This is a genomic window from Spirosoma liriopis (genome assembly GCF_023196085.1).
Taxonomy (GTDB): Bacteria; Bacteroidota; Bacteroidia; order Cytophagales; family Spirosomataceae; genus Spirosoma; species Spirosoma oryzicola.
Window position 1 is genome coordinate 1,261,969 of sequence record NZ_JALPRF010000001.1, and the last position, 23,934, is coordinate 1,285,902.

Below are 23,934 nucleotides of genomic sequence, written 5' to 3' on the forward strand. Positions count from 1 at the left end.
TGTTAGAAAAAAACTCATACTCGAGTAAGGCAAAAACCAGCGATAATTACCCGGCTATTTTCTTTGTTTTTGTGCGGTGTATTTCAGCCAGTCGCCGGTCCGCCAGTTCAATCACCCAATCGACCTGTTCCTCAATCGTCATGTGGGACGTATCGAGCAGGATAGCCTCAGGAGCTTGTACGAGTGGGCTTTCAGCGCGTGTGGTGTCGATTAAGTCGCGCTTTTCGATGTTTTTGACAATATCATCCAGGTTGACCATCTCTCCCTTGGCCAGGAGTTCCTGCTGCCGCCGTCTGGCCCGGATGTACGTTTCGGCAGTCATGAATACTTTTACCTCGGCATCGGGAAACACCTTCGTACCAATATCCCGGCCATCCATAACAACGCCCCGGCGACGACCCATTTTCTGCTGTTGCGCGACCATTGCCCAACGCACCTCAGGAATAGCACTTACTTCGCTAACCAGGTTGGAGATATACATCTTCCGGATTTCTTCCTCCACATTCAGCCCGTTCAGGCAGGTCTCGTTTTTGCCGACACGAGCGTTGAAATTAAAGGTGATGTGAATGCGTTCGAGAGCCGATTCAACCTCTTTCTGATTTGAAAACGACACACGCTCCTGGAGGAAAAATAAGGTAACGGCCCGGTACATAGCCCCCGTATCAATGTAGCCGTAGCCCATCCGGGCCGCTACAGCTTTAGCGGTTGTGCTTTTCCCGCAACTCGAATATCCGTCTATGGCGATTACTATCTTCGGCATGAAATTTTGGTCCGCCGAAGCGGCAAAAGTTAGGCAAAATAACCACAAATTAGAGGGATTATCAACCGATCTGACACCTTCGATTGCACCGTATCGCTATAGGCACATAGCCAGACCACAGCATTAGCTACTTGTTTAACGCTCTGAACTCCGAACGAAGCATGGCGAAAATGTGCTCATCCAGATACTGATTATTCTTTACAGCGGCTTTGCGGTGGATCGCTTCGTGCTGATAGCCAGCACCTTCCAGCACACGCATTGAACCAATATTTCCTTCCAATACGCAGGCAAAAACTCGATTGACCTGGAAATTGGAAAAGATGTATTCGGTTACAATGGGTACCGCTTCGCTCATAATACCCCGACCCCAATATTCTTCACTAAGCCAGTAGCCAATCTCAGCGTTGTATCGGTAAATATCGTCTTTGACCGTAAATCCGATGTTACCCACCGCTTGGCCATCAATTTCAATGGCCAGGTTATTAGGCTGCTGGTAAGACTTATTGGAACGTACCCAGGAATGCGCGTCGCGGGGTGTATATGGATACGGAAAAAAATCCCGGACATTATTCCAGATACGACGGTTACTGGCATGGTGCGACAACGAATCTTCATCGCCTTCACGCCAGGGGCGAAGCCTGCCCAGCGAAAGCTTAAATGTAATCAAGGTAGTGGTCAAAGGTGCGCGGGTTTGTACGACAATAACAACGTAGTTGGGTAAATGTTAAGCCAAATTTATCCTTATCCGGCGGGATTTCACGCTACAGTTTCCCCGGTTCGTCGGAAAAAGCAAAGGGCAGGCGATTGGTCATTCTAGTTTTGAGCATCCTATCAGCCACTGAACTGACGAACAGTCATGAAAACACTATACTTCCTCGCCATACTCTTATCCGCTACCCTCAGCACGTCGGCCCAGACGATGCTGGCCGGACGGGTGACGGATCAAAAAGGTCACGCACTGCCCGGAGCCAATGTGTTTCTGCGCGGCACTTACGATGGAGCCAACACCGACAGCACCGGTAGTTTCAAATTTGCCAGTAGTCGGCAAGATACAGCCACGCTGATGGTTTCGTACATCGGCTACGAATCATACAGCAAAAAAATTACGCTCGCGGCCAACAGCTCTATTCTTGTCCGGCTCACCGAAACCGCTAATGAACTAAACACGGTGGTCATAACGGCGGGATCGTTCGAAGCTTCCGACGAGCGCCGAATGACCATGCTCAAGCCGATGGATATTGTCACAACGGCGGGCGCTGGTGCCGACATTACGGCGGCTATGAACTTACTTCCCGGCACGCAGCGCGTTGGCGAACAAACCGGCTTGTTTGTGCGGGGTGGCTCCAGCGAAGAAGCGAAAGTTGTGATCGACGGGATGATCGTGCAAAATCCGTATTTCAGCTCAATGCCGGGTTTACAATCGCGGGGACGGTTTCAGCCTTTTATGTTCAAAGGTACTTCGTTCAGCACGGGTGGCTACTCCGCGCAGTATGGACAGGCGCTTTCATCGGTACTGCTGCTTAATACCGTCGATAAAACGCAGACCGAAGGATTGAGCCTGAGTCTGAACCTGGCGAATGCCGCGCTTAGCTACGATCATGCTACCGAAAAATCGTCGGTTTCGGCAACGGCTTACTACGGTAACCTCAAACCCCTTTTTGCGCTCGTTCGGCAAAACATTGACTGGACGCACGTTCCCGAATTTGCGGGCTCTTCCCTGACTTACCGGCTGCAACCCACCAAAACAGGTATGCTTAAATTCTACGGCATGTACTCCGACAGTCGGCTGGGAATGAACTTTGTTGATCCATCTAACGAAACGGGCAAAACAGCTTTTCGTCAGCAGAATCGTAATTTCTTTACGACCAGTACGTATACGGACAGTTGGGCCGATGGTCGCTGGCTGCTCCACTCCGGCCTGTCGTACAGCTACGATACCGATGCGACAACGTTTAGTGCGCAGGATTTTGGTCGTTCCAGTGAGCGACTACAAGCGCGGGCTGTGCTGACCCGATTGCTACCCGGCAATAATTCGTTTTTGTTCGGAACTGAAGGAAGCCGGGTTACGTACCAAAACGCGGTATCGGGGACCCAGTATGCCCTGCACGATAACTACGGAGCCTTGTTCGCTGAATCCCAAACCTACCTTGGCCGCAATCTGGCGGTTCAACTAGGTCTTCGGGGCGAATACTCATCCGTAATCAACCGGTTCAATCTGGCTCCTCGTCTGTCGATGGCGTACAAAACGGGTGTATACAGTCAGGTGTCGCTGGCGTACGGGCAATTCTACCAAACGCCAGACTATCGTTACCTGTACCGGAACGAAAATCTGAATTACGAACGAGCCGACCACCTAATTCTAAACTATCAGCTTATCAAGGACAAGCGTACGTTCCGCATTGAAACCTTCTACAAAAACTACGCTCAGCTCGTTCGTGAGTTTACGAGCCAGCCCGGTATGCCCAACTACTATGATGCGAATCCGTACCGCTTTCCCCGGGGTCGCACCGATAACAGCGGCAATGGCTACGCCAAAGGCTTCGACGTGTTCTGGCGCGATCAGAAAAGCATACGAGGCTTGGATTACTGGGTGACGTACAGCTACGTAGACACCAAGCGGTTGTTTCAGCAATACCCGGTAGCCGCCACACCAACCTTTATTTCCAACCACAATATCAGCCTGATTGGGAAGCGGTACTTCGACAAGATCAGCACGAGCATGGGGCTTACCTACACCATCAGCAGCGGTCGTCCGTACTACAACCCCAACAACGAGCTTTTCCTTGCCGACCGCACGCCCATCGTAAATAACCTTAGCTTCTCGGCCAGCCACATCACCCGGATCAAAAAGAATATGGTCGTTCTGTACGCTACCATCGATAATATCCTCAATACGCATAACGTGTACACGTATCAGTACACACCCGACGCCAAAACGCGCTACGCCGTTGGTCCGCAGTCGTACCGAAGCTTCTTTGTGGGCGGTATGATCATGCTTTCGAAAAAGGCAAAAGTCAATGTCAACGAACTGTAATTCACATAAATCGATCACCTATACATCCATCTAAATCATGAAAACGCTTATCATCTCCATCGCGGTGGCCGTAGCTACCTCCTTTTCTGCTCAGGCTCAGTCAGACCAGTACAAACAGGCTATGGGTCAGGCACTAAACACTATGCAATCGCACAACGAAAAATCGTCTACCGCCGATCTTATGGCGTCGGCCAACCAGTTTGAACGTATTGCCGGAGTCGAATCGAACCAGTGGCTTCCCCGCTACTATGCCGGCCTGAATTATGTTTATCTGGGCTTTTTGGGCAAAGATGAAGCTGACAAAGACAAGTACCTCGATCAGGCCGATGTCAACCTGAAAGCAGCGGAAGCTGTCTCACCCAACAACGACGAATTGACCATTCTAAAAGCGTACATTGCCCAGGCCCGTATGGCGGTTGATCCAATGAATCGCTGGCAGCAATACGGCCCGTTATTTCAGTCAGCTTTAGCGAAAGCAAAAAGCCTCAATGTTGAAAACCCGCGCGCTTACGTGCTGGAAGGTTCATCGCTTATGTACACGCCGGAGCAGTTTGGTGGCGGCCCTGGTGCAGCATGTCCGGTGTTGAAGCAGGCCAACGAAAAATTCGCTAGTTTTAAACCGGCCAGTGAGTTCTCGCCAACGTGGGGGCAGAAACAGATGGAACCACTATTGGCGAAGTGCCCCAAATAAGACGGTATATTGTCGACATTTTCGACGTACAGTTGTGTAGCCCTAAACGCCAACCACAAACGGATTAATCAGCTAATGACTCGCGAGCAACTTATCGGCACGATTGGCAAAAATGGGAAACGACTCAACATGCGGGCGTCGGACCTGTCTGATTTCGACTTCAGCGGTATCGATCTGACACAGGCTGATCTTCGTTTCTCGAACCTCACGCGAGCCAATTTTCGGGGTGCTGTACTACGACAGGCGAATCTGAGTTTTTCGGAATTGAGCGGAGCCGACTTTACGGATGCTGACCTCTACGAGGCCAATCTGAATTTCTGCGGATTGCAGGATGTAAACCTGACGGGTGCAAACGTCGAAGGGGCGACGTTCAATTTTGCCGGACGCAGTAAATACATGCCCAAACCGACAAAAGCGGAGCCAATTACGCTGACCAAAGTTCTGCAAAAGCCCGGCTGGGGTACGCTCATCGGAGCACTATTAGGCGCTTTGCTGATCTACGGTTGTAACGCTATCGTCTATTTCACGCATCTGATTTCGTCGGCCAAAGATCCGTTGGTTGCGGGTTTGTACCGGTTTCTGATCATACAGAACATGGCGGATGGGATCGTCGTTTTTTTACTAACATGGTCATTGTCAAGCTGGCTGGCGCGACGAGTTCCGGCGGTCTGGCAGCGTCACCTCATCATTAGCCTATGCATTCTATGCAGCTTCTTTGTGGTAAACTTAAGCATCTATGCGCTAGTCGGCAGACCTTACCTCGTTGAACTGGCTAAACGACCGGGTGGTTACGAAAAGACCGCTTCCTGGTATGTGTACGTGATGGGTGACCTGCTGATCGCTAACTTCTTTCTGTACGTCCTTCAGCAGGGCAGGCAGCTCACCCGCAAACTGTCGGAACAGGAATTTCAGCTTCTGAATCTGGAAAAGTTGAAAACCCGCGCTGAGCTAGACGCATTGCAGGCCAAAATCAACCCGCACTTTCTGTACAACGCGCTCAATAGCATTGCCAGTCTGGTACACGATGATCCGGACAAGGCCGAAGAAATGACGCTGCTCCTGTCCAAACTGTTCCGCTACTCAACCGGACGCACCGGCGAATTATTTGCTACGCTGGCCGACGAACTGGAGATGGTCAAAACCTATCTGCAAGTGGAACAGGTCCGTTTCGGCAATCGGCTTACGTTCAGCGTCGAAGTAGCTGACCCGACCCTCAACGAATTAAAACTACCGCAGTTTTTGCTTCAACCTATCGTTGAAAATGCAATCAAACACGGCATTGCCAAACGCGCCGATATGGGCCGGATCGATGTGCGCATCTACGAGAAAGAGGGCGAATTGCACTTATGCGTGCACGACAATGGCCCCGCTTTCCCGGACGATATGGACGGTGGCTACGGTCTGCGTAGTATTCAGGATAAACTTAAACTGCTTTACGGCGAAGATGCGCGGGTTGAGTTACAGAACTGGCCGCTCAAGCAGGTTCTTATTTCTATTCTTATGAGTAAAGTTCGCAGCGACCATTCTCTGGTAATTCCTGACACAGACGCTTAATTTCAAGAACCAATGACATTCCCGCTTAGAACCATACTTATTGACGATGAACAACTTGCGATCAGTCGATTACGTCGTCTGCTCACAAAATACAGTGATACGTTTGAGGTCATCGGCGATGCACCCAATGGAGCCGAAGGGCTGACGCTCGTTGAGGCCGAACGACCCGATGTTATTTTTCTGGACATCGAAATGCCCCTGCTTAACGGCTTCGAAATGCTATCGCGCTTGACAGCCATGCCGCTGGTGATTTTTGCGACTGCTTTCGATCAATACGCTATTCGAGCTTTCGAAGAGAACTCGGTCGATTACCTGTTGAAGCCGATTGAGGCAGACCGGTTAGCCCGTACAGCGCAGAAAATCCGAACACTCGTCGAGCGGAACGATTCGTCGCAGTTGGGCAGTAATCCCATGACGGACAACATGTTGCGACTTTTAGCCCAGATGCAGCCGAAGAAAGAAATCTATTCCATCTCGGTGAAGACGGGTGAAAAGATCCGACTAATTCCCCTATCAGATATTGCTTATTTCGAAGCCGAGGATAAGTACGTTTTCCTGGCCACAACGGACGGTCAAAAATTCCTGACAACGTATACGCTGACAACACTCAACGAAAAGCTGCCCGACACATTCGTGCGCGTTAGTCGATCCGTGATGGTCAACCGGCATAAAGTTACCGAAGTTCACAAGCACTTCGACGGCAAATTTTTGCTCGCCATCAACGATAAAAAAGGCACAAAACTGACCACCGGTAGTACGTACGGGGAAGCCGTACGGCAAATGCTCGAACTATAATCGGAACAAACAAGGCAATGGGAAAACTGTACTTTTGCAATAAACAGCGCAGTTATGAGCAAGAAAAACCGAACCGGAATTGTTTACTCAACCAATCCCGATTTTGCCTACCAACCCGACCAGAAATCCGAAGCCGAAACCTTAGCTCCGGCTCAGCAAAACCTGAAAATCTGGCTGGTGAAGTTAGGCGGCAATAAAGTGGTAACGACCGTGCGCGGCTTCGTCGGAACCGAATCGGATCTGGGTGACTTAGGCAAAAAACTGAAAGCCGCTTGTGGCGCAGGTGGCTCAACGAAAGACGATGAAATCCTGATTCAGGGCGATCACCGCGATAAGGTACTGGCGTGGCTCACCGACAAGGGTTACAGAGCCAAAAAAGCAGGCGGGTAAAAAACGAATGCCACTACCGAGAGGAGTGGCATTCGTCGTTCAGGAACCGTTCTGTTTGAAGACAGACATCAGCGTTTAGTCAATACCACCCATCCATTTTTTCAGCGGTTTTACAAAGAGCAGCAGCAGCACCCCGAAGCCTAAACTGAAATAAGCGACACTTTGAAACAGCTGTGGCATCTGCTGCACATTCTTCTCATCGAATCCACCGGCAAACAGCCCCGCAATCAGATTGCCCAATGACGAACCCACGAACCAGAGTCCCATCAGCTGACTGGTGTAGCGTTTGGGAGATAGCTTAGAAAACGAACTCAATCCCACCGGGCTCAGGAATAACTCGGCGAGCGTGAAAAAGAAGTAAGTAAGCGACAGATAGAGGGGTGATGTACGCTCACCGGTCAGCGCAATCTTCGCAGCAACGACCATGACGATATACGCTATCCCTAACAGAATCAAACTCGTAGCCATTTTGGCCGGTACGGGGTAACTAATTTTGCGGTTAGCCAGAAAGACCCATAAACCTGCCAGAACAGGCGAAAAAAGGAGAATAAAGGCTGGATTCAGGTTCTGGAACCAGCTCGACGGCATCTCCCAGCCGAATAGATTCAGCTCTGTGTAACGATCGGCAAAAATTTGCAGCGATGACCCTTGTTGTTCATTACCCGCCCAGTAGGCAGCCGCAGCGATGAAAAAAACAAAAAGCACCGTTACGCGCTTTTTCTCGACCGTATCCAGCCCGCCCGCAATTAAAATATACAGGAAATAGCCGACGGCAATCAACGAAATAATCGCTCCCATCGCCTGCGCCAACCCTTGGGCCGTAGTCATGTCCAACACCCCGGTCAATTGCAAGGTCGCTAATATGGCTACCACCACAACCAGAAACAGCAATAGGGAACGGTTTCCGCTCGATGACTGTCCTTGGGCTGCGGCCACCGGAGCGACAAAATTACCATGATCGCCGAGGTACCGTGGTCCAAAGGTGCGGAAAGTAACAATGCCGAGTGCCATCGCAATGGCAGCCGCGCCAAAACCGTAATGCCAGCCAACCTTTTGCCCCAGATAACCCACCACCGAGATACCAAGCAGCGACCCGGTGTTGATGCCCATGTAAAAAATCGAGAAAGCCGCGTCTTTGCGTGCTCCCCCTTCGGGATACAACTCACCCACGATACTACTGATATTAGGTTTCAGCATTCCGGTGCCGATGGCGACGGTCGATAAACCTATGTAGAATAAACTCGGCCCGGACGGAATGGCCAGGATGATGTGACCAAGCATAATGACCATACCACCGTAGAAGATCGACTTCCGTTGCCCTAGTATGTTGTCGGCAAGCCAGCCACCGGGTAGCGAAAGCAGGTACACCGAGGCCGTATAAATGCCATAAATAGCCGCTCCATCGGCTTCGGTTAAGCCCATACCGCCCCGAACGTTATCGATCAGAAACAGTAGTAAGATGGCTCGCATTCCGTAGTAACTGAAACGCTCCCACATCTCGGTAAAAAACAAAACGAAAAGGCCCATCGGGTGGCCAAATAGCGTGGCTTGCTTGATAGGCTTTTCAGCAGTAATTTCCATAGCGTAAGGTTAATAACTTAGTTTGCCGAAGAATATGCTTCTAACAACGAAAAAATAGCTGTAAATATACTTTCAGCAACCGGAATCAGCAAGACTGCTCTTTGGGTTAGGGTGTGAACGCCCATAGATCATCATAGCTGGCCCGACCGTATACACCTGTCGTGACGTAGCCTTTTGAGCCAACGCTGAACCCAACTGCTTTTTGCCGGGCGGTTCCTTCGAAGGATGATTTGTTGGTCCAGGAATCGGTAGTTGGGTCATACCCCCATACATCATAGTCGCCGGAGCGTTGACTACAGGCTCCCGTCACAAAATAGCCAATGTTGTTGATCGCGAAGCCGACGGCATACGAACGCGCGATGGATGTTTCAGCGAAATTTTTGCGCTCTTTCCACAGGTTTTTAGCCGGGTCATACGCCCAAAAATCCGGTTGATTTATCCCGGCGGCATTGCCAGTACCAACGTAAGCCGTTTCATTAATCACAAAAGCAGCCGCACCGACTCGTCCCCGTCCGCCAAAATCAGCCGCCCGCGTCCAGGTGTCCGTTGTCGGATCGTACCCCCACAGATCACGCTGTTCGTTGCCGTCCGTACCCGTCCCGACGAACCCTGTTTGACCAATGGCGAAGGCTACCGCCGACCGTCGGGCGGAACCGCCAAAATCCGCCACCTGCGTCCAGGCATTGGCGACGGGATCAAATTGATAAAAATCACGCAGCAGCTTGCCACTGGCTCCGTCGATACCCGTACCAACGTACCCTTTGTTGCTAACGGCAAAACCCACAGCTTCACTACGCGCTTTACCGGGAAAATCAGCGACCTGCGTCCATTGATTCGTGTCTGTATCGTACTGCCAAAAGTCGGCAAGAGCCCCTCTTTCTATCGTTAGCCCAGTCCCGACATACGCTTTATTATCGATTGTGAATGTTACCGCAGCGCTGCGAGCTGGCCCTTGTAGCGATGCTTTTGTATGCCAGCCCCCCGGTAACGTGACGGTTTCGGGGCTCATACAATTGTTCAGCAGAAGGCACAGGCAAACTCCCACTACCCCCAGTCGACGCTTACCTTTCATCATTTTTTTTAGTAGTTGGTGCACGTAATTCGTTCTTAAAGAGTGAAAAGCCAGCGCGTGCAAATTCTTAATACTTTTAACGATAGAATTCTCATACATTGATTTTATCACTTGTTCCATTTCCTGATTGCCCATGCTTCTTCCTTTTCTTTTTCAGAAAGACGCCCATCCAGTAAAAGCCCCCTACGTAGTGCTTGATTTTTCGGCTACCAATCCCGATCTGGCAACGCTGGACCTGACGGATACGGTTACTTTCACCGATTACGTTTTCGGAAAATTACGGGAAGCAGGGGCACAGGTAGGCGTGGGCGGCTACAACGAACACCGGGTTATCTACCGCCGAAGTGCGCATTTCAACACCGACGAAGAACCGCGTGAAATTCACCTTGGCATTGACTTCTGGGCCGAAGCCGGAACGCCTGTCTACGCACCGCTGGCCGGGAACGTGCATAGTTTTCAGGACAACGATCACTTTGGCGACTATGGACCCACGATTATTCTGGAACACACGGTTGACGGAAAGCCGCTCTATAGTTTGTACGGCCATCTAACGCGGTCGTCGCTGGAGGGATTGTCCGTCGGGAAGCGGGTTGAAGAAAACGAGCAGATTGCCGAGATTGGCCCCTACCCCGAAAATGGCGACTGGCCTCCGCACCTGCATTTTCAATTGATGACCGACATGCTAGGCAATGAAGGCGACTTTCCGGGTGTCTGCTCCGTCAGCGACCGCGCAAAATTCCTCGCCATCTGCCCAAACCCGAATGACTTGTTAGGCATTCCGGGGTTATCCTAACTTGCCGGTTAGTGTAGTTTTTACCGTGATAAAGTTTAGTACATCAAGCAATCGCCTATATTTGATTTTCATTCATCTAGCATTCCGAGTTTGACGCATCAGTCGTTCGTGAATAGTTTATTTTCAAGCGCAATGAACGAGCACAGTAAAGATTTTTTGTATCAGTACCTTAACAATGCCTCACCAACGGGCTTCGAATCGTCGGGGCAGCAGATCTGGCTGGATTACCTCAAGCCGTACATCGACGAGCACATTGTCGATACATACGGAACAGCCGTCGGTGTGATCGGCCCAGGAAAGGATTACAAAGTAGTGATCGAAGCCCACTCCGACGAGATTTCGTGGTTTGTCAACTACATCTCCGACGATGGCTATTTGTTTGTTCGGCGTAACGGTGGTTCTGATGCCCTGATTGCTCCTTCCATGCGCGTTCATCTTCACACCAAACAAGGCGTGGTCGATGGGGTGTTCGGCTGGCCGGCCATTCACGTTCGGGATCTCGCCAAAGATAGCGCTCCGAAAGTAACGGACCTGTTCATCGACGTAGGTGCCGCCACCAAACAGGAAGTACTGGACATGGGTATCCACGTTGGCACGGTCTGCACATTCTCCGACGGCCTGATGGAGCTAAACGACCGCTATTTCGTTGGTCGGGCGTTGGACAACCGCATGGGCGGCTTTATGATTGCCGAAGTAGCCCGGTTGCTGAAAGAAACTAACGTAACGCTGCCCTTCACGCTTTACGTGGTCAACGCTGTTCAGGAGGAAATTGGGCTTCGTGGTGCCGAAATGATTGCCCGGCGGCTTCGCCCCGATCTGGCTATCTGTACCGACGTGACACACGATACCCAGTCGCCGAAATACGACAAGAAAGAACAGGGCGACCTTAAATGTGGCGACGGACCGGTGTTATGCTACGGACCAGCGGTGCAAAACAACGTCCTCGACTTCATGATCGGCGTTGCTGCACAGCAGAATATCGCCTTCCAACGACAGGCGGTTAGCCGTTCGACGGGCACCGATACCGACGCCTTTGCCTACGCTACCGAAGGAATTGCATCGGCCCTGATTTCGCTCCCGCTCAAGTACATGCACACCACCGTCGAAACGGTTCACAAAGACGACGTGCAGAACGTGATTAAACTCATGTACGAAACCTTACTTGCCTTGAAAGGCGGAGAAGATTTCCGGTACATCAAATAAAGCTAAACCAGAAAGAGCCGGATCAGTGCCGGCTCTTTCTGGCTCTAAGTACCTGTACCGATCGCTATTGAGTTGTTCCTAGACTAAAACACCAGCCGATTGCTACCACTACCTACTTCCAGCTGTACGGTGTGCCCAATGGGAAGAGCAAGATTCTGGTCAACGTGTCCAGCCGGAAAGTTAAACAAAACAGGATAGCTATACCCCGCAACGGCGTCGGCGATAATCTCGAATGCATTTTTTCCGAATGGCAACGACGGATTGATCCGCATATCGTTAAACTGTCCCACGACCAATCCGGCTAATTTTTCCAGCCGACCCGCCCGCCGAAGCTGCGTCATCATCCGGTCAACCGAGAAGAGTGTTTCGTCAATATCTTCGATAAACAGAATTGTTCCGGCCAAATCGATATCCGTGAACGTGCCAAGCGAATTAACCAGAATGGTAAGATTGCCCCCTACCAGCGGCCCTTCTGCTTCACCCACCCGGTTGAGCGCATGATCCGACACTGCGTAATAGTCAGGCCCCTCACCAAACAGCCATTGCCGTACCGACTCAAGTGATTCCGCCCGGTCGGGATGGCCGTACTGCCGGGGCATCAACCCATGAATGCTTTGTATACCGTGCTTGTAAAGCAGACTGAGTAAGACGGTTATATCGCTAAACCCGACAAGCCATTTTGGATTCTGTTGTAGCCGTGTCACGTCTAGCTGATCAACAATCCGGTAACAACCATACCCGCCACGGGCGGCAAAGACTGCTTTTACGGAAGGATCATCAAACAACCGCTGCAAATCAGTACGTCGCAGTTCATCTGAACCCGCAAACGGACCATCAACAGTCCGAAGGCTATCACCTTCGATAACATTTAACTGCCAAACATCGCGAAGAATACGCAAACCGTCGGACAATTCTTCGTAAGGAAACCAACTGGCGGGAGCTACCACGCCAACTGTATCACCGGGACGTAAAAAAGGAGGAACAATCAAGTCAGTTTTGTCTTTGCACCCCACTTTGGAGGCTGCTGTAGCTATATGCACGGTCGCCCCGAAAGGTTTGGGGAAACCGTTCGTTATGTACCGCAAAAGTAAGAATTCAGTAGCAGTTTTGGCACGGTTCGCGCTATAAGCCTTAAGCGCATTTTATACCACTTATGGACAACTAATCGACTGATTTGAGGACCAAAAAGACTTCATAATGAGCGGCATAACTAAATCATATGAAAACTTATTCCTTTCTGATAGGAACCGCAAAAAGTACTACTGAACTTTTAGCTAATTTTGGGGTTAGTGAGATACTCCTCTTCCGCTTTAGACAAGCTTTTCAGGTATATGTTCTGTTTTTGACCAATAATCGTGTACTCTGCTCAGAAAAGAACTTTCTATTACTATTTAGCCTCCTGAAAAATTTCTGGCAACTTTAATAGAACCTTAACCAAAGAATTAAGTATAAATACTTACTTTAGCGAAAAAATTGGCGTGATCGCGCCAAATGGTACTAACCTACGAAGATGACATTAACCGAAGGTATGATTAGTATAGTCGTGCCAGCCTACAATGAGGAAGAGAACTTGCCTGTTCTCGTTCATCGACTTATGGCTGTTATGAAGCCTTATCAATCGTATGAGATTCTGATTGTCGATGACGGTAGTTCGGATCAGACCCGATACGTTCTTCGCCAGTTGAGCAAAGCTTATCCTGTAGTACGGTTTATCTCTTTTTCGCGAAACTTCGGTCATCAGATGGCGTTGCGAGCTGGTTACGAAAACGCCAGAGGTCAGGCCGTCATCTGTCTGGATGCCGACCTTCAGCATCCGCCTGAACTTATCCCTACCCTAATTGCCAAATGGCAGGAAGGCTACGAAGTTGTTTATACCGTTCGGCAACCGGACGAAAGTCTGTCGTGGTTTAAACGTACAACCTCAAAACGATTCTATAGCCTGCTTCGGAAGGTTTCAGGGTTAAAAATTGAAGACGGCGCGGCTGATTTTCGGCTGCTGGACCGGAAAGTTATTGATACATTAAAGCAGTTCAAGGAGAACGATCTGTTCCTTCGCGGAGCCATCTCCTGGGTAGGTTTCCGCCAGTGCCGGATCTTGTATCAACCCGCTGCCCGCTACGCTGGCCGATCAAAATACTCGTTTCGTAAAATGATGCAATTGGCCGCTATGGGCATTACGTCGTTCTCGACGAAACCGCTCTATTTATCGGTATTGCTTGGTTTTGGGATGTTTTTGTTTGCCAGCCTGTTCGGACTGGAAACCTTGTACGAGTATTTTTTCACCGACGCAACCGTATCGGGCTGGACGACCTTAGTCGTACTTTCTGTGCTGATTGGCGGTGCTCAATTTATTATGATCGGTATTATCGGCGTATATTTGGGCAAAACGTTTGTGGAAGTAAAACAGCGCCCCGCCTACATTATTGGCGATACGAGCGATATTGAGGAAACCGTTACCGTATGGGAACCCCCAACCGAAGCACAGCTAGGAGAAGTATATTATTCACCGTTGACGTAGAGGAATTTGACACGGCTGTTGAGTTCGGCCACGACATTTCGCTGGACGAACAGATAGCCGTTTCGACACGGGGGCTGCGCCTGATAGCCGAACGATTTGATGCAGTGAGTGCGCGTACTACCCTTTTTACAACGGCCAACTACGCGCTTCATGAGCCTGCCCTAATCCGGCAGCTTGCTACTAAGCATGAAATAGCTTCGCATGGCTATTATCATACGACGTTTGAACCAGCCGACTTACTAACATCACGGCTTGCTCTGGAAAAACTGCTCGACAAGCCCATAACCGGTTTTCGGCGGGCCCGCATGGGCTTTGTTGATCCGAACGATGTCCGGAAAGCGGGTTATCAGTATAATTCGTCGTTGCATCCAACCTGGCTTCCGGGTCGTTACAATCATTGGGGCGAACCCCGACACCCATTCCAGGAGTTGGGCGTCTGGCAAATTCCGGCTTCGGTAACGCCAAGACTGCGCCTTCCTTTGTTCTGGCTTAGTTTAAAAAACTTTCCTTTTTCGTATTACAAATCACTCTGCAAGCAAACACTAGCGACGGATGGTTTTTTGAATCTGTACGTACATCCCTGGGAATTTACGGATCTAGCGGCTTACGAAAAGATACCGACCTATGTTCGTCGGCACTCGCGCGATGAGTTGCTCGATCGGGTCGAAGCGCTGTTACGTTACTTAAAACCAATGGGTGAATTTGAAACTATGGACGAATTTACCCGACAACTCGAAGCAGTTGCTCACTGACCGGATCTTTTGCTTCTGATATCCTCTTTTGATGCTGTCCTTTTTCAAAAAGCCTATATTCAGCGATTACCGCTTTATTTTTGGTGTTTACGCCCTGCTTACCTTATTCGCCAGCACGCGGATAGTAGTTCTGCTCGACTCCAATAACTATAAGATTTTTTACTACTCGCTGTACCATTTGATAGACGGGAAAACGCTGTACAGTGAATACCCCGCCGAATACAGTGATCACTATCATTACGCCCCTACATTTGCGGCCTTATTCGCACCCATTTTTGCCCTGCCATTCCGAGTAGGGCTCTTTCTGTGGCATTTTCTGTTTGCTGGCGTTTGGGCATTGGCTATTTACCGAATGCCGCTTACCCACCAGCAAAAAGTTTTCGCGTACTGGTTCTGTCTGCAAGAATTATTTACATCGCTGGTCAACAGTCAGACAAATCCGCTGATTGGTGCGATTCCGCTGTTCGCGTTCATTAGCTTTGAAAAAAAGCAACCCATCTGGGCCGCCTTCTTTATCGTCCTTGGTTTTAACATCAAGATATACAGCCTTGTAGCAGCAGCTTTGTTTCTGTTGTATCCGCAAAAGATTCGTTTTTTACTAGCAATGGTTTGCTGGGCTATCGTGCTTGGTTTGCTGCCACTTTTGTTTACTTCTCCGGCAAAATTGCTCTGGCAGTACGAACTGTGGGTAAATCAACTGCTGATCAAGTCCGATCATGACAAATGGGCCAATACCTCGATTCACCGGCTTGTGCACCTGTTTATTTCCCCGGACGTGCCGACACCGGTCATTATCGGTTTCGGTGTAGCGCTGTTCTGCACGGTTTACATGCACATTAAACGGTTTACGCAGCGGTACTTCCGGATGCTGATGGTCGCTTCGATCCTGATCTTTCAGGTTATTTTCAACCCCGTTTCTGAATCGCCTACGTACATCACTGCCGTCACGGGCGTTATGCTCTGGTGGTTCTATTGCCCGCAAAGCGTATTAGACCGAGTCTTACTAATCAGTTGCCTCGTCTTGACGGTTTTTTCGCCGAGTGATATATTTCCGGTCTATCTGCGCGATCGTTTTGTCTTACCATACGCGCTGAAAGCATTACCTTGCGTGCTGATCTGGTTCCGAATTATTTACCTGATGCACAGACCGACTCCGTTTTCTTCGTCAACAGATGTTCGGGAGGCTGGGCTTTCACTCGAAAACAACACGTAGTTCGCCACGGGGGCAGGCTCGAAGTAAGTAAACGTCGGTAGATCAATTACACAATCATCCTTTATCCAAACACAAACTAAATGGCGCAAGGAGCGGCAACATGGCTTGATTTCTGGCAGGACGAAAACGAATTTGACGACTCAATGTCCGTCAATTACGCTTATTTTCTGGCGCGGGTAGAGAAATACATTCCTCTGTCGAAAAAGCTAAAGGTACTAGACATTGGCTCTGGTCCGGGCAATCTGGAAACGGCCTGGCACAACCGGGTTGCCGAGATCCACGGCCTGGATGTATCCAAACGATATAACGAGATCGCCCGCCAGAAACACGCTGGGCATCCAAACGTTTATTTTCACGATTTATCGCCGGACGATTATCTTAATTTTAGCCCGGTCCTGAACCAAAAGTTCGATGTGATCATCGTGATGAGCGTCGTTCAGTATTACCGCAATGCAGCCGAAGTAGAGCAGTTGCTGAAGGCAATAAAAGCGGTAGCCGCACCCGGTGCCAAAGCCATGATCTGCGACCTGATGGTGGGGGGTAGTGTACTCAAAGACATTGGCAGCATCATCGGTCGTTCACTCCGGCAGGGTCAGTTGCTGACGATGATCAGACTTCTGATTCGCTTACGCTTATCGGCTTACTATACAGTGCGCAAGAATAACGGCTTTCTGGTAATTCCTAAACAGGAGTGGCTGGCGATGTGCCAACGGTTGGGCTTGAACGCCCGCTTTGTGGAGGAGCCGCTGACGATGCAGCAGGAAAGACAAAATCTATTTATCGAATTCTAGACGATGCTAATCGTTGACAGTATTAGATAAATACCACGTCGTCGATCACGTCGGTACCCATGTCTTTATTAACGAGCTGGATGAGTTTCTGCTTCGCGTTAACAAGTTCGTTGCGCAAGGGAGCCGACGTAATTTCAATATGCAACTTGCGGTCCCGAACGTAGATCCGGTTGGTCCGCGAGGCAATGGTTGGTCCCATCATGCGACCCCAAAACGCTTCGAGGTATGTTTCGTTAAAGCGCGTCTGGAGTTGATAGGCTTTCAGTAACTGCCCGATTGCATCCTTCAACGATGTAGTTCCGGAGGTTCGTGTAGCGTTTTCGCGATTATAACGGTAAGTCTGGCTCATCAGCAACGTATCTTCCTTACAAAAGTAAACATCAGGCGGACTAAATACGCCCTACCAAACCGCGAAGTTGAAAAAATAACCCAACGGTAGAAAATCCCCCTGGCGTTTGGATTGGCGCCGTTTGCCTATTATACTTGCGCTATCAAGTCAATTGTCAGGCGTCAATCCAAACTCCGACGTCAATTGATTTATACAGAAGCGAGGAGAGATCAGGCTCTGCGAATCGCTGGCAACCTACCACTTGGCAAGGTGCTAACTCCTGCCTAAAGCAACCGCAGCAGCGGATCATTAGGGACTATAAATCGTATACTTAAATGCGCTATACTCAGCACTGTACGCCCCCCGCGGCCTAATAAGCATACTACCCTATTAAACCGAAGACTGGGAGTGGTCTTGGGCGGTTCTTTATGTTTACGATTTTCAGTTTGCGCGGTCTTCACTGAAAATGTCAGGCCAGAAAACGCATTATCCATTGGACATTCATTATTTCGACTACAAATATTCGTTCCCTCTCGAATCGGGCGAGAGCCTGCCGGGCTTTCAACTGGCCTACACGACACGCGGAACACTAAACGACGAAGGTTCTAACGTTGTCTGGATTTGCCACGCCCTGACCGGTAACGCTGACCCCGGCGATTGGTGGGGCGGTATGGTCGGTCAAGGGAAATATTTCAATCCCGAAAATCACTTCATCGTCTGTGCCAATGTGCTTGGTTCCTGCTATGGATCAACGGGCCCGCTGTCAACCAACCCCAGCACGGGTCGGCCTTTTCATCACGACTTTCCCGCGCTAACGATCCGCGATATGGTCGAAGCATTGGATTTACTGCGTCAGGAACTGGGAATCGAAAAAATTCACACCTGCATCGGCGGCTCTCTCGGCGGTGAACAAGCAGTTGAGTGGGCTATTTTACGCCCTCAGTTAATTGAGAATCTGGTGCTGATTGCAGCGAGTGCTGTAGCCTCTCCCTGGTGTATTGCCTTCAACGAAGCACAGCGTATGGCCATCGAGGCCGATCCTACCTGGATCGAACAGCGCGACGATGCGGGAACAGCGGGTATGCGAGCAGCGCGGGCGATGGCCATGATCTCGTACCGGAATTATGACACCTACGGCTTTACGCAGGCGCTCGACAACAATGAGCAACTGGACGGTTACAAAGCGGCTAGTTACCAACGCTACCAAGGCGAAAAAATAGCGGATCGTTTTAATGCTTTTACGTATTGGACGCTCTCGAAAGTTATGGATTCGCACAACGTTGGTCGTAACCGGGGAAGTATTCTGAATGCGCTCAATCAAATAAAAGCTCGAACCTTAGTTGTCGGTATTCGCTCGGATTTACTTTTCCCGCCAACTGAGCAGCAGTTCCTGGCCCGGCACATTCCAGAGGCCACCTACGAAGAAATTGATTCGCTTTATGGGCACGACGGTTTCCTGATCGAGTTCCGTCCCTTGGCGGGTATTATGCGGAAGTGGGTAACGGCTACTCAACCCAGTTCAACGAACGTAGCGGAGGTAGTTAAGAAGTAGACTTCCCATTTTTTCGCGGGTACGATCAGACCAAATACTCATGTGTTTAACGAAGTGCTGCAACACATTCTTTGCTTTTGAGTTATCATAACTTAGCACGGTACACATAACGTACCCTTTATACGAAGCCATAAGGCAAAACTTAACCAATTTATAACCAGATGATCTGGTACGAAGACGAAGTTCGACAGCTCGAAACTAAAATTAAGTCTAATCTATCTACGTCGGACCGAGTCGTATTTTACGGCAGTTCGTCTATCCGGCTTTGGTCAACACTGGCGCAGGATTTTCCGGATATCACAGCGCTTAATTTAGGCTTCGGGGGCTCAACACTGGCGGCCTGCGCATGGTTTTTTGAACGATTGGTCGTTCCCGCTAACCCCAGGTGCATTGTATTTTACGCCGGTGATAACGATCTGGGTGATAATCGCCATCCGGAAGAAGTATACTTGTTTTTCTGCGCACTGGCGGAAAAGGTACGTCGGCAGTTACCCGATACCCAATTTTACTACCTGTCCATAAAGCTCAGCCCTGCTCGCTGGGATATTGCCGATAAGATTCGCGCGACCAATAAACTCATTGCCGACAAAATAAATGAGCTGCCAAACTTTAAAACCATTGACATGACAACTGCTTTGTTGGGTACTGATGGTAAGCCACGTCGCGAGTTTTTTCAGGCTGATGGTCTTCACCTTACCCCGGCAGGTTATCAGGTTTGGAAGCAGGTTTTACAGCAATTACAAATCTTTAATAATTTGTTTACGTACTAAGCTGCCATTGTTTGCGTTGCCTGCTGCAATTTCACCGTAACTACCGCTATCACTATGAATCGCGAGTATCATAAGTGGTTCAGCCCGAATCTGAACCGCGATATGGAATTGCTTGTTTTTGGTCATGCAGGAGCTCGCGTTCTGGTCTTTCCGACCCGACGCGGGCGTTTCTATGAATACGAAGAGCTGGGTTTGGTCAGCGCGCTCGCCGACCGGATCGAGAACGGCTGGATTCAGCTGTTCTGCGTTGACAGCGTTGATCGGGAAAGCATTTACAACCGCTACATTGCTCCGCACGAACGCATCAAGCGCCACAGCCAGTACGAACACTACATTCTGAACGAAGTACTACCGTTTTCCCGCCTGAAAAATCCGCAGCCGTTCATGATTTCGCACGGATGCAGCCTGGGGGCTTACCATGCTACCAACATTGCGTTTCGGCATCCTCAGTGGTTTGGTAAATTAGTAGCGCTTAGTGGCCGGTATGACTTATCCGCTCCGGTAGCAGAGTTTCGCGGTCTATTCGACGACTATTACGACGAAAATATTTACTTCCACACACCCAATCATTTTCTGCCGAACCTGGAAGAAGACGCGATTCTAAACGAACTGCGCCGGATGCAGATTGTCATGACGGTTGGGGCCGCCGATCCTTTTTTAAACAGCAACTGCGCCTTGAGCGAAACACTTTCTCTAAAAAACGTCTCTCACGAATTTTACATATGGGAAGGTCGGGCCCATCAGGCCGAGGATTGGCACAAGATGGTGCAGATATACCTGTAGCTGATCGGATCTGATCACGGTAACTTAGAAGCGAGGTACAGATAAGGCCCCAGCAGATGGTGCACGAAGATCGTTTTCTTGTTATCGGGGTATTTTTTATGATACGCTTCGTCGGCCAGCAGCACTACGAATGACCCCGTTCGGACGTAATGGCTGGATTGGTAAAACGTGGGCGGAATGTACTCTTTCAAGTTTGTTTTTACGTACCGACTGGCAAAGCTACCCAAGTACTTCTGGTAATTTTTCTGCGCCTTACGTGCTGGTTTAGACAGCTTGTTAAAGACGTATTTCAGCGCCAGATTCCGGGGAAACTTCTGCTTTTTGAGTAAAGCGGGGATGTTGGAGAATGGGTTGGTTTGATTGAAATCGTCAATCGTCTGAATTGTAATCGGTGTTTCGGGAACCCAATCGGCTGAATTGACCACGTTGAACGCCCAGCCCCCAGCGGTCAGGGCTTCGTATTCGTACGCATAAAATAGATTACCGGGTTTGGGCGCAGCACTGCAATAGGTCTTGAACCGAATTGTGGCGGGTATCTTTCCCTGCTTCTGCAACTGCTTCAGATGAGATGTCATCAGATACCCGATGGCTCCCCCCTGGCTATGCCCCATGATGTAAAAATTGGTTACCCCGGCTCGAATACACGAATCAAGCCGGGGTAGTATGTTCTGCGCCAGAAAAGCGGTTCCAATAAGCCAGCCAATATGTACCGCAGCCTGCGGATGTTCGGCCAGTTGATAATCAAACTTATAATCGTTTGATAAAACCAACTGCCCTTTGGCTGGCACCATGGCCGCGTAGAAGTTCTCCAACCAACCGACAGGGTCGAGTGTGGTTCCGCGGATGCTGATAACCGCTACGGAATCAGCCGATGTCCATAAGTCACACCGGTTGTCAAGACCCACTACCGGCGAACGATACACAAACTTGAACCGCTGTGGTTTTGGAATCGGGCTATCTGGCGGCAAGGTGTCCACTTGCCGGGCAAATACGCTCATCAGCTCGATGTATTCCGCTTTCTCGAAGCCCGGTTTAAGTTTTTGCCCCAATAAGGTAGTCGATACCAGGAAAAATGCAAAAAACGTAAGCGTTTGTTTCATATGGCCTCAACTGTACAGTGTACAACACAACTTACCTGGGCAACGCTTAGCCGCGCTTATGTTGAAGCGCGACGACCGACGTACGGCCAACGTATCAATTATTCGGCAATGACTTGGCTCGTCAGCAACGACGCATCAGCAACGACACCCTGTGCTTTCAAAAGCGACTTGGCGTACGGTTCGTACAACACACGTCTGGGTGGATTGACCGATAAATCAGCATCCCACAAACCAGAATGGTGCCACTGGTCTAAATGATCCCAGTCGGGCCGGTCGATGATTGGATACAAACACACCCCCCAGAGCGGAATACCCGCTTCAATTACAGCCGCGCATTCGCGTCCGACCATCTCGATCCAGACAGGCCGGTCAATACCCGGATGGCTTGTCTCGGTCAGAACAATCGGTTTACCATACCGATGATACGCTTTCATCAGCAACCGGCGCATCGGGACCCACCGTGAATCGGGAATAGCATCGTTCCAGCCCAAAAACGTCCCCGTCTTGTTGATCCACTGGTTGTTATAATAGTAGTTAAAACCCAGCATGTCAAGATACTCCGGCTTCCCTCCCAGCTCCGGCGCAATCGATCCTGCCAGCATATCGACCGACTGAAATTGATTTTCGTCGGCAATGGCAGCATCCATAATGTCCTTTCTTGTCGCGTTCAGAGGAGGAACCATATGCACCAGCGGCTCGGTAGTCAGGATACGAATAGAAGGGTCGATCTCACGCATCCCGGCTATTGCTTCAATATAGCCTCTCATCAGTCCGAGCTTCACTTCCCAGCCCTGTTTTGTGCAGTAAGGCGATGTACCTCGCGCGTCTCCTCCGAGCCAGGACATAAAACTCACTTCGTTGATCGGCGTCACAATGAGTTCTTCATCGGGATACAGATCGCGGTAGAAACGGACAAAAGCACGACTGAAAGCGGCAAAACGACGGGCAAACATCGGATGAAGGGGCGTCAGGTCGTCGGGGTAACCAAAATGGCACAAGTCCCAGATTTGCTGAATACCCTGCCGATGTCCTTCTTCCAGCATCTGCCGGACAACACTCCAATCGTATTGATAGGCTGTTTTTTCGACCTGACTCCAGCGAACTCCTTCCCGAACGGTACGGATAGCGAATTGGCTGAGATCGGTATAATCCTGACCCAATAACTGTAAATGCCCCGTCAATGGTAAGAAGTCAACCCGATTTCCGAAGCAGTTGAGCTGATCGGTGCATTCATAACCAGCCCACCAGAATGACCGAAACGGGTTCTTTGGCTGGAACGTGTTTGTAGTGAACATTTGAAAACGCAACCATCAGATTGCTATGTACGATGTCTCAATATGACCAAAAAGCGGTCAGTCGGCAAACTTATTCGCTTTTTCCGAGCGAAAGGTATTGACCTTAACTTATAACGCCTGCACGATCGCAATAACGAGTTTGGCTGAATTTCGGGCGGCTGTTGGGTAGAATTTGTCGAAGGCGATGTGTGCTTCAGCGTCGGCCCGATCACTGAGACTACGAATAATCAGGTGCGGCACGTTGATTTGATAGCATACCTGCGCGATAGCTGCGCCTTCCATTTCAGTCGCATCGGCCCCGAAGTCGGCCCGCAGGCTGCTTACTTTTATCGGCGATGCCACAAACACATCCCCCGTTACAACGGTACCCGTCACGACTTTTACGGGCCTGTCAGAAACACCACCTGACGCCAGCGGAATTCCTTCGAGGGGAATGTCCTTGACCACCTTTTCTGCTAATCGCATCAGCGAGGTGTCCGCCGGAAAATAAACCGGGTTAAACTGCTTTGTAATCACGTTCCGCGTCTGACGGGTCGGGGTATTTTTATCGGTAATTGACCCGTAATCGTGATGTGCCGTACGACCAGCAATGACAATATCGCCCGGTTGCAACTCTGGATTAGTGCCCCCCGCAATGCCTGTAAACAATACGCGCTCGGGCCGGAAATGATCAAGCAATAAAGCGGTCGTCATAGCCGCGTTTACTTTTCCAATACCCGTTTCGGCCACGACAACTTTCTGTTTACCCAGGCGGCCAGTCGTGAAGGTCACTCCATCAACGACTACCGTTTTTGGGTTTTTGAGCGTTTGTTTGACTAGTTCAACCTCAGCACCGAACGCACCGAGTAAGCCGGTTATAGGTCGTGATTTGTACTGTTGACTAAAGGCAGTTTGTGACAGAAAAAGAAAGAGGAGAACGGTATACTTCATAAAAATTGGTAGTAAGTGAAGCGACGGTC

General features: G+C 49.9%; 23 protein-coding genes and 1 riboswitch. Of the genes, 14 read left to right on the top strand and 9 right to left on the bottom strand.

The genetic code is table 11. The features are described 5' to 3' along the window. Nucleotides 1-46: 46 nt before the first annotated feature. The gene (gene cmk, locus M0L20_RS05225; RefSeq protein WP_232559805.1) at nt 47-760 is read right to left on the bottom strand and encodes a (d)CMP kinase; all 714 of its coding nucleotides are present in this window, start codon (nt 758-760) and stop codon (nt 47-49) included. A gap of 127 nt (nt 761-887) precedes the next feature. After that, a complete protein-coding gene (locus M0L20_RS05230) occupies nt 888-1,427 on the bottom strand; it encodes a GNAT family N-acetyltransferase (RefSeq protein ID WP_232559806.1) in 540 nt (179 codons plus the stop codon). 189 nt (nt 1,428-1,616) lie between these two features. On the opposite strand from M0L20_RS05230, the gene M0L20_RS05235 reads away from it, so the two are divergent. From M0L20_RS05235 to M0L20_RS05255, 5 genes are all read left to right on the top strand, one after another. Beyond that, the gene (locus M0L20_RS05235) at nt 1,617-3,794 is read left to right on the top strand and encodes a TonB-dependent receptor (protein WP_248475989.1); all 2,178 of its coding nucleotides are present in this window, start codon (nt 1,617-1,619) and stop codon (nt 3,792-3,794) included. 37 nt (nt 3,795-3,831) lie between these two features. Then, a complete protein-coding gene (locus M0L20_RS05240; protein WP_248475990.1) occupies nt 3,832-4,485 on the top strand; it encodes a hypothetical protein in 654 nt (217 codons plus the stop codon). A 75-nt stretch (nt 4,486-4,560) separates the two neighbouring features. Next, nucleotides 4,561-6,039, top strand: a complete 1,479-nt coding sequence (locus M0L20_RS05245) for a histidine kinase (protein WP_248475991.1) — start codon at nt 4,561-4,563, stop codon at nt 6,037-6,039. A gap of 12 nt (nt 6,040-6,051) precedes the next feature. Further along, nucleotides 6,052-6,834 carry a LytR/AlgR family response regulator transcription factor gene (locus M0L20_RS05250; RefSeq protein WP_232559810.1) on the top strand — a complete coding sequence of 261 codons (783 nt, stop codon included), beginning with the start codon at nt 6,052-6,054 and terminating at the stop codon, nt 6,832-6,834. Between the two features lie 54 nt (nt 6,835-6,888). Next, nucleotides 6,889-7,224, top strand: coding sequence for a translation initiation factor (locus M0L20_RS05255; protein WP_248475992.1), 336 nt, complete (start codon nt 6,889-6,891; stop codon nt 7,222-7,224). A gap of 75 nt (nt 7,225-7,299) precedes the next feature. Here M0L20_RS05255 and M0L20_RS05260 read toward each other — a convergent pair whose 3' ends face one another. Further along, nucleotides 7,300-8,805, bottom strand: a complete 1,506-nt coding sequence (locus M0L20_RS05260) for a peptide MFS transporter (RefSeq protein ID WP_248475993.1) — start codon at nt 8,803-8,805, stop codon at nt 7,300-7,302. Nucleotides 8,806-8,911: 106 nt separating this feature from the next. Further along, nucleotides 8,912-9,814 carry a Kelch repeat-containing protein gene (locus M0L20_RS05265; RefSeq protein ID WP_248475994.1) on the bottom strand — a complete coding sequence of 301 codons (903 nt, stop codon included), beginning with the start codon at nt 9,812-9,814 and terminating at the stop codon, nt 8,912-8,914. Nucleotides 9,815-10,010: 196 nt separating this feature from the next. On the opposite strand from M0L20_RS05265, the gene M0L20_RS05270 reads away from it, so the two are divergent. Continuing rightward, nucleotides 10,011-10,670 carry a peptidoglycan DD-metalloendopeptidase family protein gene (locus M0L20_RS05270; RefSeq protein WP_248475995.1) on the top strand — a complete coding sequence of 220 codons (660 nt, stop codon included), beginning with the start codon at nt 10,011-10,013 and terminating at the stop codon, nt 10,668-10,670. A 132-nt stretch (nt 10,671-10,802) separates the two neighbouring features. Beyond that, nucleotides 10,803-11,873, top strand: coding sequence for a M20/M25/M40 family metallo-hydrolase (locus tag M0L20_RS05275; protein WP_248475996.1), 1,071 nt, complete (start codon nt 10,803-10,805; stop codon nt 11,871-11,873). A gap of 83 nt (nt 11,874-11,956) precedes the next feature. Here M0L20_RS05275 and M0L20_RS05280 read toward each other — a convergent pair whose 3' ends face one another. Then, a complete protein-coding gene (locus M0L20_RS05280; RefSeq protein ID WP_248476603.1) occupies nt 11,957-12,862 on the bottom strand; it encodes a S66 peptidase family protein in 906 nt (301 codons plus the stop codon). A 521-nt stretch (nt 12,863-13,383) separates the two neighbouring features. Between M0L20_RS05280 and M0L20_RS05285 the strand changes: the two genes are divergently transcribed. The 4 genes from M0L20_RS05285 to M0L20_RS05300 all read left to right on the top strand — a co-directional run bounded on the left by M0L20_RS05285 (nt 13,384) and on the right by M0L20_RS05300 (nt 17,147). Next, entirely contained in the window at nt 13,384-14,391 is a 1,008-nt protein-coding gene (locus tag M0L20_RS05285; protein ID WP_232559816.1) for a glycosyltransferase family 2 protein, read from the top strand. Then, nucleotides 14,334-15,143, top strand: coding sequence for a polysaccharide deacetylase family protein (locus M0L20_RS05290; protein WP_248475997.1), 810 nt, complete (start codon nt 14,334-14,336; stop codon nt 15,141-15,143). The genes M0L20_RS05285 and M0L20_RS05290 overlap by 58 nt, the downstream gene beginning before the upstream one ends. Nucleotides 15,144-15,174: 31 nt before the next feature. After that, a complete protein-coding gene (locus M0L20_RS05295; protein ID WP_248475998.1) occupies nt 15,175-16,356 on the top strand; it encodes a glycosyltransferase family 87 protein in 1,182 nt (393 codons plus the stop codon). 80 nt (nt 16,357-16,436) lie between these two features. Further along, nucleotides 16,437-17,147 (top strand): class I SAM-dependent methyltransferase, encoded by a 711-nt coding sequence (locus tag M0L20_RS05300; protein ID WP_248475999.1) that lies wholly within the window; start codon nt 16,437-16,439, stop codon nt 17,145-17,147. A gap of 22 nt (nt 17,148-17,169) precedes the next feature. Here the strand turns inward: M0L20_RS05300 and M0L20_RS05305 are convergent, their stop codons facing one another. Continuing rightward, nucleotides 17,170-17,496 (bottom strand): DciA family protein, encoded by a 327-nt coding sequence (locus M0L20_RS05305; RefSeq protein ID WP_232559820.1) that lies wholly within the window; start codon nt 17,494-17,496, stop codon nt 17,170-17,172. Between the two features lie 185 nt (nt 17,497-17,681). Beyond that, nucleotides 17,682-17,800: riboswitch (SAM riboswitch) on the top strand. Between the two features lie 168 nt (nt 17,801-17,968). Here M0L20_RS05305 and M0L20_RS05310 point away from each other — a divergent pair. The 3 genes from M0L20_RS05310 (at nt 17,969) to M0L20_RS05320 (ending at nt 20,580) form a co-directional block, all read left to right on the top strand. Continuing rightward, complete coding sequence (locus tag M0L20_RS05310; RefSeq protein WP_232562883.1) at nt 17,969-19,027, top strand: homoserine O-acetyltransferase family protein; 1,059 nt, start codon at nt 17,969-17,971, stop codon at nt 19,025-19,027. 161 nt (nt 19,028-19,188) lie between these two features. After that, nucleotides 19,189-19,797 (top strand): GDSL-type esterase/lipase family protein, encoded by a 609-nt coding sequence (locus tag M0L20_RS05315; protein ID WP_232559821.1) that lies wholly within the window; start codon nt 19,189-19,191, stop codon nt 19,795-19,797. Nucleotides 19,798-19,851: 54 nt separating this feature from the next. Further along, nucleotides 19,852-20,580 carry an esterase family protein gene (locus tag M0L20_RS05320; protein WP_232559822.1) on the top strand — a complete coding sequence of 243 codons (729 nt, stop codon included), beginning with the start codon at nt 19,852-19,854 and terminating at the stop codon, nt 20,578-20,580. Between the two features lie 14 nt (nt 20,581-20,594). Here the strand turns inward: M0L20_RS05320 and M0L20_RS05325 are convergent, their stop codons facing one another. From M0L20_RS05325 to M0L20_RS05335, 3 genes are all read right to left on the bottom strand, one after another. After that, entirely contained in the window at nt 20,595-21,680 is a 1,086-nt protein-coding gene (locus M0L20_RS05325; protein ID WP_248476000.1) for a lipase family protein, read from the bottom strand. Between the two features lie 98 nt (nt 21,681-21,778). Next, nucleotides 21,779-22,975: a glycoside hydrolase family 1 protein gene (locus M0L20_RS05330; RefSeq protein ID WP_248476001.1), complete on the bottom strand. Its 1,197-nt coding sequence runs from the start codon at nt 22,973-22,975 to the stop codon at nt 21,779-21,781. Nucleotides 22,976-23,083: 108 nt separating this feature from the next. After that, nucleotides 23,084-23,905, bottom strand: coding sequence for a 5'-methylthioadenosine/adenosylhomocysteine nucleosidase (locus M0L20_RS05335; protein ID WP_248476002.1), 822 nt, complete (start codon nt 23,903-23,905; stop codon nt 23,084-23,086). Nucleotides 23,906-23,934: the final 29 nt, after the last annotated feature.